We start from the raw sequence: 13903 nt of genomic DNA on the forward strand, positions 1-13903 counted from the left end.
ATCGACGAGATTTGGTGATTGTCATTAACTCTGGCAGCCGACAACCCCGTCGCAGCGGCATCCTCGGCCGTCTTCGATCCCCTGTTGCAGGACGAGATTGCGGCGGCCCGTTCCTACCGCACCCAGGCCAAGGCCGCCAACACCATTCGTGCCTATGCGAGCGATTGGGCGCAGTTCGAGGGCTGGTGCTGGGAACGAGACCTCGATCCCTTGCCGGCGTGGCCCGAAGCGGTGGCGACCTATCTGGCCGCGCTGGCCATGGCGGGCAAGGCCGACAGCACCATCGCGCGGCATCTCGCGGCGATCGGGTGGAAGCACCGCCAGGAGGGGTTGGTCGCGCCGGTGCAGCGCGACGAGCGGATGGTGATCGCCGACACGCTGGCCGGAATCCGCCGCGAGCAGCGCGCGCGGCCGTCGCGAAAGAAGGCAGCGGTTAGCGCCAAGGACCTCGCGGCGATGATCGCGAGCGCCGATGGCGAGGGGACGCGCTCCATCCGTGACCGGGCGGTGCTGGCGCTGGGGCTGGCTGCGGCGCTGCGGCGGTCGGAGCTGATCGGGCTTGAGTTACGCGATGTTCAGTTCGTGCCCGAGGGGCTGCGGCTGACGATTCGGCATTCGAAGACCGACCAGGAAGGCGAGGGGCAGGTGGCGCGGCTCCAGGCCTGACTGGCGGTTCGAGGCTCGGCGCCGGGGCCGCTGCTCTGGCAGATCGACCCGCAGGGCAGGGTGGTCGACAGGGTAATGTCCGATCGCTCGGTGGCCAGGCTTGTGCAAAAATATGCGGCCAGGGTCGGGCTCGATCCGGCAACGGTTGGGGGGCATTCTTTGCGGGCGGGGCTCCTGACCGAAGCCGCGCGTTCGGGCGCCTCGATAGCCAAGATGCAGGAGGTATCGCGGCAGAAGAAGGTCGAAGTGCTGCTCGGCTACGTGCGTTCAGCTGAATTATTTGGTGACCACGCGGGCAAGGGCTTTTTGTAGTACTCGCAAAGATTTGGAACATCGTTCCAGAATGGGTCAGCTTCGATCTTGCCAGAATCCTCTCATTCCAACCGGATACATTTTCGGGACAGGGTCACATTCGGCAAAATCACTGAAACCGTTGTCTTGGAGCACCTCGATCGGCATATCGGCCAGCAAGCCGACGCTACAATCGTCAGACCCGCGGATCGTGCTCTCTACTCGATTGAAATGAAGCAGGTCAAACGGCTATCGTCAGCTGCATGTTCAATAGCCAGTTTGAGGCGAGTGGTAGTGTTGGCGTCCAAGGCGGTTGCAAGATTCTGGCTGGCCTCCTAGCGTGGCTATTGAGCCAAGGCTTGCCTCCTTCCGAACGCGAAGGTTCGGATAGCATCTGGCTCTGTTGCAAATTCTGACGCGGTCGCCATGGTTTGGTTCGAGGGCTTTCAAGGTCGGTTGCGATGAACGATTTCAAAGGGCGGCATTTTACCGGCGAGGTCATCCTGTGGGCGGTACGCTGGTATTGCCGGTACGGCATCAGCTACCGTGATCTCGAGGAAATGCTAGCCGAGCGTGGCATCAATGTCGATCACACGACCATCTATCGCTGGGTGCAGCGCTACGCGCCGGAGATGGAGAAGCGGTTGCGCTGGTTCTGGCGGCGCGGCTTTGATCCGAGCTGGCGTCTCGATGAGACTTACGTCAAGGTCCGGGGTAAATGGACCTACCTCTACCGGGCGGTCGACAAACGGGGCGACACGATCGACTTCTACCTGTCGTCGACCCGCAGCGCCAAAGCCGCGAAGCGCTTTCTAGGCAAGGCTCTTCGTGGCCTGAAGGACTGGGAAAAGCCGACGAAACTCAACACCGACAAGGCACCCAGCTACGGCGCCGCGATCGCCGAGCTGAAACGAGAAGGGAAGCTCGCCCCGGAAACCGAACACCGGCAGGTGAAATACCTGAACAATGTGCTCGAGGCCGACCATGGCAAGCTCAAGATGCTGATCAAGCCTGTGCGCGGTTTCAAATCGATGCCCACGGCCTACGCTACAATCAAGGGCTTCGAGGTCATGCGCGCCCTACGCAAAGGGCAGGCCCGGCCGTGGTGCCTGCAGCCGGGGTTCAAAGGAGAGGTGCGCCTGATCGAAAGATCATTTGGCATTGGTCCCTCGGCCATGACCGAGGCCATGGACATGCTCAATCAGCATTTCGCCGATGTTGCCTGATCCCAAAAAAGGCGCGGTGTCGTTCGGCGGTCCCAAATGTTTGCAACAGAGCCTAGCATCTTAATTTAGCAGGTTTGCTGGGAATTGAATTGGCTCGTGAAGCACAGGTGGGAAAATTGGGTATACCAAAATCCAAGGGTGATGAGATATCGAGTGTCGATATTTCCGAGAGTGGCAATCAGCGGAAGTCCATTCAGTCCGTAGAAATTGGGGCAAGGGTCCTTCTTGCCCTGTTGAAGGCGGACCCAGGTGGTGCGTTTCTTCGAGATGTTGCGTCCAGCTCAGGGCTTTCGCGCAGTCAGGCACATCGATATTTACTTGCCTTCGTCAACACCGGAATGGTCGAACAGAATGCGTCCAGCGGGCGGTATTCGCTTGGCACGCTCGCTGTACGCCTGGGCCTGGCGGCTATGGCCAGGCTAGACCCCGTACGCATCGCTACCGGATACCTCGAGGGCCTGCTGGATGAGTTGAAAACGACCGGGCTGCTCAGTGTTTGGGGCGACTATGGGCCAACGGTAATTCGCTTGATCGACGGCGGCGTCCCCCTGTTCACGTCAATGCATGTTGGTTCCACCTTGCCTTTGCAAGGCTCCTCCACCGGCACCCTTTTCCTGACCTATTGTCCGCCTGCGCAAACGCGCGATCGCGTTGAGCGGGAGAGGGCCGAGGGGATTGTTGTCGACGATGGGGAATTGGCTGAGCAAATCGAGTCCGTTCGCAAACTCGGATATGCGAGAACTTATGGGTCCGTGGTGCCGGGTCTTGCCGCAGTATCGGTGCCGATTTTCGATTCGCAAAATCGGCTGGTCGCGACAATGAGCGTTCTTGCCCGTTCACAGGACAAGGCTTATTTCAGCAAGGCAAAGATCGGACGCATTTTGCAGCAGGCGCGGCAAGCAAGCGAAGCGATCGGTTGGCCAGGCCCAGCTTGACCCTTTGTATCGATATGCGTAATGCGTTGCACAATAAGGGCGGCGCCTTCCTTTAACTCCTGACAGCGTGTTGCGGGTTCGATCCGGCCCTGTGGCAGCTTCAGGAGAGCACGGTTCAGTGAACCTTCAAAGTCCCACGACGGAAGCCGGCATATGCCGGCGTGAATTCATCGCCATGATGGCGATGATACAGGCGCTCCAGTCGCTGGCCTTCACATCGCTGCTGCCGGCTCTCGGACACATCGCTGCCGATTTTGAGGTTGCCCAATCGAACCAGCGCCAACTGATCATCAGCGTTTTCCTGATCAGTTCGGGATTGAGTTCTCTGATACCCGGAACAATCTCCGATCGCTATGGGCGCAAGCCGGTCCTGCTCGGCTACATGGCGTTGTTCGTAATCGTCAATGCGGTGTCGGCGCTGGTGCGTGACTTCAACGTGCTTCTGGCGCTGCGCGGGATATTGGGGTTCGCATCGTCCGGGCTGACGGTGCTGCCGCTGGCGATCATCCGCGATCGCTATGAAGGTGCCGGCATGGCCAAGCTGCAGGCGGTGGTGGCGATGCTGTTTATGGCGGTGCCGACCTTCGCGCCCAGCCTGGGCTATGCGATTCTCGAGCTCGCGGGATGGCGGGCGATCTTCCTGGTGATCGGTGCTTTGGCGCTGGTGGTGACGGGCTGGTTCCTGCTCAGAATGGAGGAAACCAATCCGAAGCAGAACCGGCAGTCGCAGCGCTCGGGCAATTTGCTGGGCAATGTTGCAACGGTGCTCGGGAACCGGGCGTCGATCGGCTATGTCATTGGCATGTCCTTGATTTTCGGCGGGCACTTCGGGTTCATCAACAGTTCGCAGCAACTGATCGGCGAGCATTTCGGCGCAGGCTCGGCCTATCCGCTGATCTTCGGCTCGATGGCGGCGACCATGGCGCTGGCCAGCCTGGTCAATTCGGCGATCGTCGAGCGCTTTGGCACCCGGCGGATCGGCCATGCCGCAATTTTCTGCCACCTTGCGGCATCGGTGGGACAATTGTTCCTGGCCTCAGCTCCCGGCGAAACCCTGGTCCAGTTTGTCGTCCTCATGTCTCTCAACATGTGCCTGCTGATTACCGTCTTCGTCAATTTCACTGCAATTGCCTTGCAGCCATTCGGGCATATCGCCGGTGCCGCGGCATCGGTTCAGGCATTCTTCCGGCTGGTGCTGGGGGCTGGGCTCGGCGGCCTGATCGGTTATGCCTACGATGGCACACCGCTGCCGCTCGCGATTGCGCTGGTCATGGTCGGGTCGCTGACCTTGGCCCTTGTTCTGTTCAGCGAACGGGGCAAGCTGTTCTAGCGCCTCAATTCGCCGAGCCGATAGGAGCTTGCCTCAGGATGAGGTCAATGGCTCCTCAAGCGTTTCGGGGATGCCGGGCGCCGCAATATCCGAGACCATCCGCACCCCGTCGAATACGATGGGACTGGCGACCCCGGTGCGCTGTGTCCGCCGTCAGCACCAATGGCACAGATTTGAGGTTGTGATTTAAGGAGGATTTGGGCTTCGTCGTAGTGACGAAGGAACGAAGATGAAGCCCAAATCCTCCTATTCAAAATCGCCGTCGAAGGCCCCTGCGGAGCAGGTGGTGAAGGATATCCGGCGGCAGACCCGGCGGCACTTCTCTGCCGAGGACAAGATCCGCATCGTGCTTGAAGGCCTTCGCGGCGAGGACAGCATTGCCGAGCTGTGCCGCAAGGAAGGCATCGCGCAAAGCCTGTACTACACCTGGTCGAAGGAGTTCATGGAAGCGGGCAAGCGCCGCCTGGCGGGCGACACTGCCCGTGCCGCGACCACCGGCGAGGTGCAGGATCTGCGCCGCGAAGCGCGTGCCCTGAAGGAATGCGTGGCCGACCTGACACTCGAAAACCGTCTGCTGAAAAAAAGCATGATCGCGGATGGGGGCGACGACGAATGAGGTATCCCGCATCCGAAAAGCTCGAGATCATCCGGATCGTCGAGCAGTCGCACCTGCCCGCCAAACGCACGCTGGACAAGCTCGGCATCGCCCGCCGGACGTTCTACCGTTGGTATGACCGTTATCTTGGGGGCGGGCCGGAAGCGTTACAGGATCGGCCATCGGCGCCGAGCCGCGTGTGGAACCGCATCGGTGACGACATCCAGAACCAGATCATCGAAATGGCGCTGGAAGCCGACGCGACCAATCTCAGCCCTCGCGAACTGGCGGTGCGCTTCACCGACGAGAAGCGCTACTTCGTATCGGAATCCACGGTTTACCGCCTGCTCAAGGCGCACGATCTGATCACCAGTCCGGCCTATGTCGTGATAAAGGCCGCCGATCAGTTCCACACCAAGACTACCCGCCCGAACGAGATGTGGCAGACCGACTTCACCTACTTCAAGATCATCGGGTGGGGCTGGATGTACCTCTCGACCGTGCTCGACGACTTCTCGCGCTATATCATTGCCTGGAAGTTGTGCACCAACATGCGTGCCGAGGATGTAACCGAAACGCTGGACCTCGCCTTGGCGGCTTCCGGCTGTGACAGCGCCACGGTGCTGCACAAGCCCCGGCTGCTCAGCGATAACGGCCCCAGCTACATCGCCGGCGAACTGGCCGAATATATCGAGGCCAACAAAATGAGCCATGTCCGCGGCGCTCCCATGCACCCGCAAACCCAGGGCAAGATCGAGCGCTGGCACCAGACCCTGAAAAACCGCATCCTGCTGGAGAACTACTTCCTGCCCGGCGACCTCGAAGCCCAGATCGAGGCCTTCGTCGAACATTACAATCACCAGCGCTATCACGAGAGCCTAAATAACGTGACGCCCGCCGACGCCTACTTCGGCAGGGCCCCGGCCATCATCGAACGACGAGAAAGGATCAAGCGACAGACCATCGAATATCGGCGCTTGCAGCACCGCAAGCTCGCCGCCTAACATCAACCCCCAGACGAGGCCCGCACTCCGCTAATCTACGCCGCGAGTTGTGCCGAATGTTCTGACGACGAACAGCTATGTCCTTCGGGGCTTCTCCGCTTCAATCGCAGGCTGCGGCGGCAAGCCGAGACTTATGGCCTTGAGTTCCAGGAATTCGTCGATCCCGTGACGCGATCCCTCGCGCCCCAGTCCCGATTCCTTGACCCCGCCGAAAGGCATGGTTTCCGAAGAAATGATGCCGTTGTTGAAGCCGACCATGCCAACCTCGAGTCTTTCGGCAAGGCGCCAGAACCGGTCCATGTCGCGGGTGAATGCGTAGGCGGCCAGGCCCGAGCGGGTGCTGTTGGCCAGGGTCAGGGCTTCGGCCTCGGTTTCGAAGCGGAAGAGGGGAGCGACCGGTCCGAAGGTCTCTTCCAGCGCCAGCCGCATGTCGGGGTTGGCGCCGGTCAGGACCGTGGGCTGGTGGAACAGCTCGCCGGCTTCATGCCCTTCGCCTCCAGTGACGATTCGGGCGCCGCGCCCCACGGCATCGCCGACATGTTCGCGCACCTTGTGCAATGCTGCGGCGGTGATCAGCGGTCCTTGATCGGTCTCGCCTTCCAGGCCGTTGCCGACGCGGAAAGCCGCGACTCTGGCGGCCAGCGCTTCGGCGAACCGGTCATGGATGCCGTTCTGCACCAGGATGCGGTTGGCGCAGACGCAGGTCTGGCCGGTGTTTCGGAACTTTGAAGCGATCGTGCCCGCCACGGCGACATCGATATCGGCATCGTCGAACACGATCAGCGGAGCGTTGCCGCCCAGCTCCATCGACACCCGCTTGAGCGTCGTCGCGCACTGCGCGGTCAACAGCTTGCCAACCGCGGTGGAGCCGGTGAAGGTGAATTTGGCAACGCCGGGATGGCTGGTCAGGACCGACCCGATCGCCGGCGCATCGCCGGCGATGACATTGAAAGCGCCTGCCGGAACACCCGCCTCGAGCGCCAGCCGGGCCAGCGCGAAGGCCGTGAGCGGGGTGAGTTCGGCGGGTTTGAGCGTAACCGTGCACCCCGCTGCCAGGGCGGGCGCGACCTTGCGCGTGATCATCGCCGCGGGAAAATTCCATGGCGTAATCGCGCCGACCAGGCCCACCGGCTGCTTGAGAACCAGGACCCGGCGATCGCGCTGGGCGGGGATGATCTCGCCATTGATGCGCCGGGCTTCTTCCGCGAACCATTGGATGAAGCTGGCCGCATAGTCGATCTCGCCCAGCGCTTCGGCCAGCGGCTTGCCCTGCTCGGCCGTGAGCAGCATTGCCAGATCGTTGCGGTTTTCGCGAACGAGCGCGAACCATGCGTGCAGAATGGCGGCGCGTTCGGCGGCCGAATGGGCCCGCCATTCCCCGAAGGCTCTGGCGTTGCTTTCGACGGCGCGGTTCGCCTCGACCGCACCCAGGAGGGGGATTTCCGTCAGCGCCATCCCCGTCGCAGGATTGATCACGGCAATCGCCCGCTCGGCAGTGGCTATGGCCTCGCCATCGACGACCGGCAGGCCTTCAGCGAATTCTGGCCGGGACAAGAATGGGTGGGAAACAGGCATGGCGTGAAACCTTTGCGCGCGGGTGGGAAATTCAAGGGATTCAAACGAAACGGGGCGGAACCGCCGGAACGGATCAACCCCGGAATCGATAGAGTGACCTTACGGTTACCCCAAGGAGAGCCGTCAGTACTTGTAGGCGACCTTGAGGAACCATTCGCGCGGCCGCGAATAGGTTGCCTGGGCAACGCCCGATGAGTCCAGCTGGACAAACCCACCTTGAATGTAGCGCTTGTCGCTCAGGTTGGTGACACCAGCGGTTACGGTGAAATGGTCGCTGGCGTCGGTGAATGAGGCACTTGCCCCGAACACGCTATAGGCGGGCTGATAGAGCCTCGGGTCGTTGACAGCGTCCTTGAAGGCGCCGCTCTGGTGATACCAGTCGCCACGCAGCACGAACTTGCCCATCTCGCTCTCGTGAACAGTCGCATTGGCGGCGAGCGTCGCTGTCCATTCGGGAACGAAAGAAAACTTCGAGTTCAAGTTCACCGGAAAGGCATCGGGGTCAATCGAACGGTAAAATGCGTCCAGATAGCCCACACCGTAATCGATCCGCAACCAGTCGGCAGGGGCTGCCTGGCCTTCGATTTCGAAGCCCTTGATCCGGCCCTCGCCACCGTTGCGGACCTTCGGCGCAATGCCTTCATTCACTACGATCTGCATGTCGTTGTAGTCCGACTGGAATACCGCGACATTCATGCGCAGACGCCGGTCGAACAGTTCGGTTTTGAGGCCGACTTCGTAGGACGTGACGAATTCCGGCTTAAAGGACGGGGTGAATTGTTCCGCGAAGGTCCTCTGCGTGAATCCGCCGTTCTTGAAGCCCTTTGAATAGGACGCATAACCCATGATATTGTCGGTGAACTGGTAGTTTACCGACAATGCCGGGGTCCATTCCTTGGAATGAACTGAAACTTCGAACGCCGGAACGGTATGGTTTCCACCCGGGTTGGTAGCGGACGCCACACAAGTCGGATCCGGGAAACCGTCAAACGGACCACCGACGATCAGCTGCGGGACGTTCTGACCAACCAAGCAACGGCTAAACTGGATGAACACGCCATCGGGATAAGGCAAACCAGGAATGCCCGCGGTGAAGTCACGGGTGATTACCGACAACGAGGGATCGTAGCGCTTGGTCTCGTCGGTGTAACGTATGCCCGGCGTAATCGAGAGGCGATCCGTCACCTTGTATGAGAACTGCAAGTATCCGGCATAACTGTCGTTATCGACCAGCCCGCCGCTCAAAAAATCAGCAAATCCAAAGCGCAAAGGCTGAATATCTTTGCCTTTCTCCTTCAGATAATAGGCTCCCATCGTAAACTGCAGCTTATCGTCCAGAATCTTACCCGTTAGCTGGAGCTCTTGAGAGGCCTGCCAAATGCGGACATTGGACGAAAAACCAACCATGTCGATCGGAGACACGTCTAAATCCATGTCTACGGTCGATTTTTGGTCACGATAAGCACTTATCGACTTCAAAGTAACATTACCGAAATCATACTCAAGCGAAAGGTTCGTGCCCCAAAGATCGAAATTCGAACGATTTGGCCCTCCCGCCCAGGTCTCGTCGATGTTGCCTGTCACCCACCGCGAGGAATAGCAGATTGGATTGTCGGTCGGTGCCAGTTGGCCAGGAGCGCCACATTGTCCTGCCCCTTCGCGAAGCTTATTGTACGCAAAAGGGGCGCTGGGGATGCTGACCACGCGCCCATTGATGGTCTGGAACTGCAGCAGATCCGGCGAATCACGGTTCTCAATCAGATAATTGGCGGCCATCTCCTCGCGCCGAATATTGACGTCGGCGGCGAGAAGCGCCTTGAAATTGTCGGTCGGTTCCCACTTGAAAGCGACGCGGCCCGAAAAGCTGTCCTTGTTGCCTTGACGCCCACCATCGAGTAGGCGGCGCTGATAGCCGTCGCGGGTCTCGTAGGAAGCGACCGCGCGCATTGCCAGCGTGTCGCTGATCGGAACATTGACGATGCCCTTGAAATCCGCGCGATTGAAGCGTCCGGTTGCGGCTTCAAGCTTAAGTTCGAAGTCGTTTCCGGGTTCATTCGTGTTGACGAGGATCGCGCCGCCAATCGTGTTCTTGCCGAACAGAGTTCCCTGAGGTCCTCGCAGGATCTGGACATTTGCGATGTCCGCCATTTCAAGCAGACCACCAATCGATCGGGCGACATAGACGCCATCGACATAGATGCCAACACCAGGATCGACGGTGATGTTGTAGTCGGTCTGTCCAACGCCACGGATGAACGCGGTTAGCGTCGCACTCGAACCCGAGATGTTGCCAACCGGCTGGATATTCACGTTAGGTGCGTAGGACGCCACCTGGGCGACGTTAGCGATTTGCCGGTCTTCGATCATGCTGCCGCTCATCGCGGTAACCGCGATCGGCGTTTCCTGCGCATTCTCTTCGCGCTTGCGGGCCGTGACCACGATCTCGTCGAGACCGCCGTCCGAAGTTTCGTCTAGGACAGCCGCGTCGGCTTCCTGAGCATAGGTTGCGGTGGGAGCCAACGCGAGGCTGGCCAATGTCAAGCTCGTGGTAACCGCAAGCACTCGCTTAGCGGTTTCGATTGACGATTTCTTATACATAAATTCCTCTCCCTATTTTTCTAAGTACTCTTCCAAGAACTCCAGGCGGTCGTTGCCCCAGAAGATTTCATCGTCGACAAACATTAATGGCGCGCCGAAGACTCCCCGCTGATAGGCTTGGCTTCGAACCTTCCGGTATTCGTTCTGGCCTAGTGACGAGTCCACGAAGGCAGTCAACGCTTCTGCATCAAGCCCGGCTTCGGCTGCGCAGGCGCGCAGTTCTTCGCGGTCGCTTGGATCGATCCCCTGTCCCCAGATGCGATTGTAAGCAGCGGCGACGAATGCTCCCGCCTTGCCCTGCTCGCGCGCATAGAGCGTGGCGCAGTTCCAGTCCTTGCAGGCAAAGCTGGCCGGAAAACGCAAGGGAGCGTCGTATTTGCGGGCCCACCGGTTGAGGTCCGCCATCATCACCTTGATTTTCGGAACCACCTCGCGATTGGACGGGCCGTAGTTCCCCGCCGCGATCTTCGCCTCGGGGATATCGATCGGCCAATATTCGAGTTCGCAACCGGCCTTGCGGGCGATTTCAGGGAGCTTCAGCTGCGCGAGGTAGCTGAAGGGACTGATGAAGTCGAAATAGAAGTCGATCTTGCGGGTCATCGTGCGGTCCCGAAGCCGACGAGCTTCTCGTAATTGTCCCAGAAGCCGATAATGGCGCCTTCGGTGACAAGATGGTCGGCATCTTCGGCGCGGCCCCCCCCCATGGCGATGAAGGAGGTTGCCTGCTGCTCGCCGGCAATGGCGTTCTGGACGATTTCCACCGCTTCGCCGTCTTCCATCGAAACCAGCCCGGCCGGACCGATCAGGTTGGTCTGCTTGCGCCGGATTGCCTGCATTTCTGCATCGTCGTCGGCGTAACCGAAGTGGGTCCAAACCAGTTCGAACGCTTCGGGACCCTTGGGCACGGTTTGCCTCACTGCGAGCGTGTTCTGAATCTGCTGGAGAACCAGGTTCGGGAACACCGCGAGGATAACCAAGGTAATGCCGTCATCGAATTCCTGGCGGCCCTTGATCAGCGACATGTCCTGAAGCTTGAACTCGGTATCGAAAGTCCTGGATTCGCCATAGGCCTGTTTGTCGGCGGCATCGTCGTTGCTGGCGGCGATGGAATAGAGGAGCGAATGCCGCTTCTCGCTATCCATCAGTGCTTTGCCGGTCTGGGTCGACCGATAGAGACCGAACGTGTTGTGGAACAGGTGCAGAAGGCTGGCGTGATAGGGATCGCGGGTATTCTCGGCATAGAGCTTCCAGTTACCGTGAACGTATTGCCGCTGATCGCCCAGAACCTTGATCGGCTTGTGCATGATCCGTTCGATATGCTCGACAACCAGCGGGCCGAGAAAATCGTCCAGTGGCACCACGCTCTCTGAGAAGCTCGCGAACACGAGCCCGCCAACAATCCCGACGCGCAGCTGCTTGAGCCCGTGCTGCTTCATGTCGAAATCGCCGGGCATTCCGCCCTGGCCCTTGAGGCCGCGGCGGAACGGCACCCCGATCAGATTGCCGGCGAGGTCATAGGCCCATTGGTGGTAAACACATTCGAGATTGGGGCGATTGCCGCGCAGTTCGCGGCACACCAGGGCCCCGCGATGGGCGCAGCGGTTGACCACGACATGAACGGCGCCATCCGCGGCCCTGGTGACGATGACCGGGGTTTCTCCGATAAAGGTCGATTTGAAATCGCCAGCATCGGGCACTTCCGCCTCGAGCGCCACGAAAGACCAGGTCTCGCCCTGGAAGATCGTTTCCTGCTCGCGCGCGTGGTACTCCGGATCGGTGAAAACCCGGTAGGGAACTCGGCGACCAGTTCCGTTTGCGGTTTTCGAGCGGTTCTCGTCTAGCACAGCTGTGTCGGTCATAATCAATAATCCTGGTCGCGGACTAAATCGGGCGAACCATCATCGTGTCGATGAGGTTGGTATCGAAAACGGCGATCTTTGAGCGGAACAAGGGGCGCTCGCCAGACAAGTCGATCTCGTCGATATACTTGCCCGAATTGTAGATTGTGGTGCGTCCGTCAGTGCGGGTCATAAGGACCGCATAGCTGGTGTGCGACTTGGCGAGCGTTCCGGTTGCGGAAACGATTCGGGTCGGACCGAGAATATGTCGGTAGGCATGCACCGGGAAGATGTTGGCCTTGCGCAGCGACACGATGCGATCGGCCAGCATTCCGCGGCTGTCGCAATAAATCGCCGACGTATCCATTTGCCGGTCGAAATTCTCGCGCGCGATCACGGTGTAGACGCAGTCCGAAACAAACAGATCCGGCCACTCTTCCAGCCGGTCGTCGTCGATCAGTTCAGCGTAGAGCGCATTGAGCTCGGTCACGAGTTGCTGCAGCTCGTAGCGCGTAGGGGACTCGAGGAGCATTCAGGCGCTCCCTTCCGGCTGATCGATGCACACCCAGCCGTCGTCGATCGTGACTGAGTAGGTCTTGATCGGAACCTGGCAGGGAAAGGCTTTGGCTGCTCCGGTGGCGATGTCGAAGGAACCACCATGGAACGGGCATTCGATGATTCCGCCGTCCTGGTAGCCATCGGTCAGCATGGCATTGCCATGGGTGCACATATTGTCGGTGACGAATACATCGCCATCGACGTTGTAGACGGCAAGCGCAGGCATTTGCTCCTGGTAAACCGCGACAGGTTCACCATCCTTAACGTCCGCTACTTGGCAAAGGCGCAGTTTGTTCGACATAGCGTCTCGCAATTCCAATCTTGCTTCCGAACTGGCGGTTAATGGAAGGCTCAACCGAGGGGAATATCCATGCCGTAGCCTGCGGCCTCGTTGCCGTGACCGAAGATGTCGCGGGTGTAATATTCCTGCTGGCTCGGGGCCTTGCGGGCACCCCAGCCGAACTCCCACAGCCAGCCCGACGGATTGGCGCAGTAGAAGGTCAGCGCCTGGTCATTCGCGTGCTTGCCGAGCTGGAGCGCGACGTCGATCTTGCGCGCCCGCACAATGTCGTGCGCGAGGCCGAGATCGTCGAGGTCGGTATATTCGAACATCAGGTGGTTGATGCGCTTTTCCATCGGGCCAAGCCCGAAAGCGACCGAATGCTGCCGCTCGTTGCAGTGCATGAAGTACGGCTGCGCCACCATCCCGTTGGGCAGTTGCAAGTGATACTCGACCGACCCGCGCAGCCCCAGCAGTCCGTAGAACGCCGCCGCCGCGGGAACATCGTCCTGACGCAGGATGCAATGCCCGATTCCTTCCGATCCGGTCACGAACTTTCCGTACATGGGGCGCCCAGGATGGAAAGGCTTGTGGGTGTCGACTTGCGGCCCGTAAAAAATTTCGGTGGGGTTCCCACCCGGATCAGCCAGCTTGGCAAGACCGAGCACGCGCCGCTCGCGAGCTTCGGCCTCGCTTGCCACCGTCAAGGAGATTCCGGCGGCGGTCAGCTTTGCCACTATGGCGTCGAATTCCACCGGATCGGCAACGCGCCAGCCCAGATAGGCAAGATCGTCGGAGTCGGAGGCATGCAACACGATGCGATGATGCCACTGGTCCATGCGCAGGTAGAGGCGGTCGCCTTCGCCCTCGTCGACAACCTCCATGCCGGCCACTTCGGCAGCATAACTGCGCCATGCATCGAGGTTCGTGACGGTCAACCCAAGGTAACCGAGTTCCGTGACTGCTGCCATTTGCTTTCTCTCCCAGAGGACGCGGCTCGCATCTCG

At 59.9% G+C, this 13903-nt stretch carries 13 protein-coding genes; 6 read left to right on the forward strand and 7 right to left on the reverse strand.

Annotated elements, in window-relative coordinates:
• Positions 1–18: 18 nt before the first annotated feature.
• From JI59_RS23605 to JI59_RS23635, 6 genes are all read left to right on the forward strand, one after another.
• On the forward strand, positions 19–666 hold the full coding sequence (locus tag JI59_RS23605) for a site-specific integrase (protein ID WP_007015956.1): 648 nt from the start codon (positions 19–21) through the stop codon (positions 664–666).
• A gap of 75 nt (positions 667–741) precedes the next feature.
• A complete protein-coding gene (locus JI59_RS27890) occupies positions 742–978 on the forward strand; it encodes a site-specific integrase (protein WP_007015957.1) in 237 nt (78 codons plus the stop codon).
• 440 nt (positions 979–1418) lie between these two features.
• Entirely contained in the window at positions 1419–2183 is a 765-nt protein-coding gene (locus tag JI59_RS23615; protein ID WP_007015959.1) for an IS6 family transposase, read from the forward strand.
• Between the two features lie 74 nt (positions 2184–2257).
• Positions 2258–3118 carry an IclR family transcriptional regulator gene (locus JI59_RS23620; RefSeq protein WP_007015960.1) on the forward strand — a complete coding sequence of 287 codons (861 nt, stop codon included), beginning with the start codon at positions 2258–2260 and terminating at the stop codon, positions 3116–3118.
• Between the two features lie 118 nt (positions 3119–3236).
• Entirely contained in the window at positions 3237–4448 is a 1212-nt protein-coding gene (locus JI59_RS23625; RefSeq protein WP_238532670.1) for an MFS transporter, read from the forward strand.
• 229 nt (positions 4449–4677) lie between these two features.
• A protein-coding gene (locus JI59_RS23635) for an IS3 family transposase (protein WP_148650901.1) occupies positions 4678–6047 on the forward strand; the annotation gives its coding sequence in 2 pieces (ribosomal slippage) (positions 4678–5025 and positions 5028–6047; 1368 coding nt in all).
• A gap of 75 nt (positions 6048–6122) precedes the next feature.
• Here JI59_RS23635 and JI59_RS23640 read toward each other — a convergent pair.
• The 7 genes from JI59_RS23640 to bphC all read right to left on the reverse strand — a co-directional run bounded on the left by JI59_RS23640 (position 6123) and on the right by bphC (position 13867).
• Positions 6123–7622 carry an NAD-dependent succinate-semialdehyde dehydrogenase gene (locus JI59_RS23640; protein ID WP_007015965.1) on the reverse strand — a complete coding sequence of 500 codons (1500 nt, stop codon included), beginning with the start codon at positions 7620–7622 and terminating at the stop codon, positions 6123–6125.
• A gap of 123 nt (positions 7623–7745) precedes the next feature.
• Positions 7746–10220 carry a TonB-dependent receptor gene (locus JI59_RS23645; protein WP_007015966.1) on the reverse strand — a complete coding sequence of 825 codons (2475 nt, stop codon included), beginning with the start codon at positions 10218–10220 and terminating at the stop codon, positions 7746–7748.
• 12 nt (positions 10221–10232) lie between these two features.
• Positions 10233–10820: a 2-hydroxychromene-2-carboxylate isomerase gene (locus JI59_RS23650; protein ID WP_007015967.1), complete on the reverse strand. Its 588-nt coding sequence runs from the start codon at positions 10818–10820 to the stop codon at positions 10233–10235.
• Positions 10817–12079, reverse strand: coding sequence for an aromatic ring-hydroxylating dioxygenase subunit alpha (locus JI59_RS23655; protein WP_007015968.1), 1263 nt, complete (start codon positions 12077–12079; stop codon positions 10817–10819). Before JI59_RS23655 ends, JI59_RS23650 begins: the two co-directional genes overlap by 4 nt.
• 22 nt (positions 12080–12101) lie before the next feature.
• Positions 12102–12590, reverse strand: a complete 489-nt coding sequence (locus tag JI59_RS23660) for an aromatic-ring-hydroxylating dioxygenase subunit beta (RefSeq protein ID WP_007015969.1) — start codon at positions 12588–12590, stop codon at positions 12102–12104.
• Positions 12591–12917, reverse strand: a complete 327-nt coding sequence (locus tag JI59_RS23665) for a non-heme iron oxygenase ferredoxin subunit (RefSeq protein ID WP_037485736.1) — start codon at positions 12915–12917, stop codon at positions 12591–12593.
• Positions 12918–12967: 50 nt separating this feature from the next.
• On the reverse strand, positions 12968–13867 hold the full coding sequence (bphC, locus tag JI59_RS23670; protein WP_007015971.1) for a biphenyl-2,3-diol 1,2-dioxygenase: 900 nt from the start codon (positions 13865–13867) through the stop codon (positions 12968–12970).
• Positions 13868–13903: the final 36 nt, after the last annotated feature.

The organism is Novosphingobium pentaromativorans US6-1 (assembly GCF_000767465.1).
Taxonomy (GTDB): Bacteria; Pseudomonadota; Alphaproteobacteria; order Sphingomonadales; family Sphingomonadaceae; genus Novosphingobium; species Novosphingobium pentaromativorans.

Coding starts and splice junctions, on each gene's coding strand:
- JI59_RS23640 (WP_007015965.1), bottom strand. CDS start 7,622: ATGCCTGTTTCCCACCCATTCTTGTCCCGGCCAGAATTCGCTGAAGGC.
- JI59_RS23645 (WP_007015966.1), bottom strand. CDS start 10,220: ATGTATAAGAAATCGTCAATCGAAACCGCTAAGCGAGTGCTTGCGGTT.
- JI59_RS23655 (WP_007015968.1), bottom strand. CDS start 12,079: ATGACCGACACAGCTGTGCTAGACGAGAACCGCTCGAAAACCGCAAAC.
- JI59_RS23660 (WP_007015969.1), bottom strand. CDS start 12,590: ATGCTCCTCGAGTCCCCTACGCGCTACGAGCTGCAGCAACTCGTGACC.
- JI59_RS23615 (WP_007015959.1), top strand. CDS start 1,419: ATGAACGATTTCAAAGGGCGGCATTTTACCGGCGAGGTCATCCTGTGG.
- JI59_RS23665 (WP_037485736.1), bottom strand. CDS start 12,917: ATGTCGAACAAACTGCGCCTTTGCCAAGTAGCGGACGTTAAGGATGGT.
- JI59_RS27890 (WP_007015957.1), top strand. CDS start 742: ATGTCCGATCGCTCGGTGGCCAGGCTTGTGCAAAAATATGCGGCCAGG.
- bphC (WP_007015971.1), bottom strand. CDS start 13,867: ATGGCAGCAGTCACGGAACTCGGTTACCTTGGGTTGACCGTCACGAAC.
- JI59_RS23650 (WP_007015967.1), bottom strand. CDS start 10,820: ATGACCCGCAAGATCGACTTCTATTTCGACTTCATCAGTCCCTTCAGC.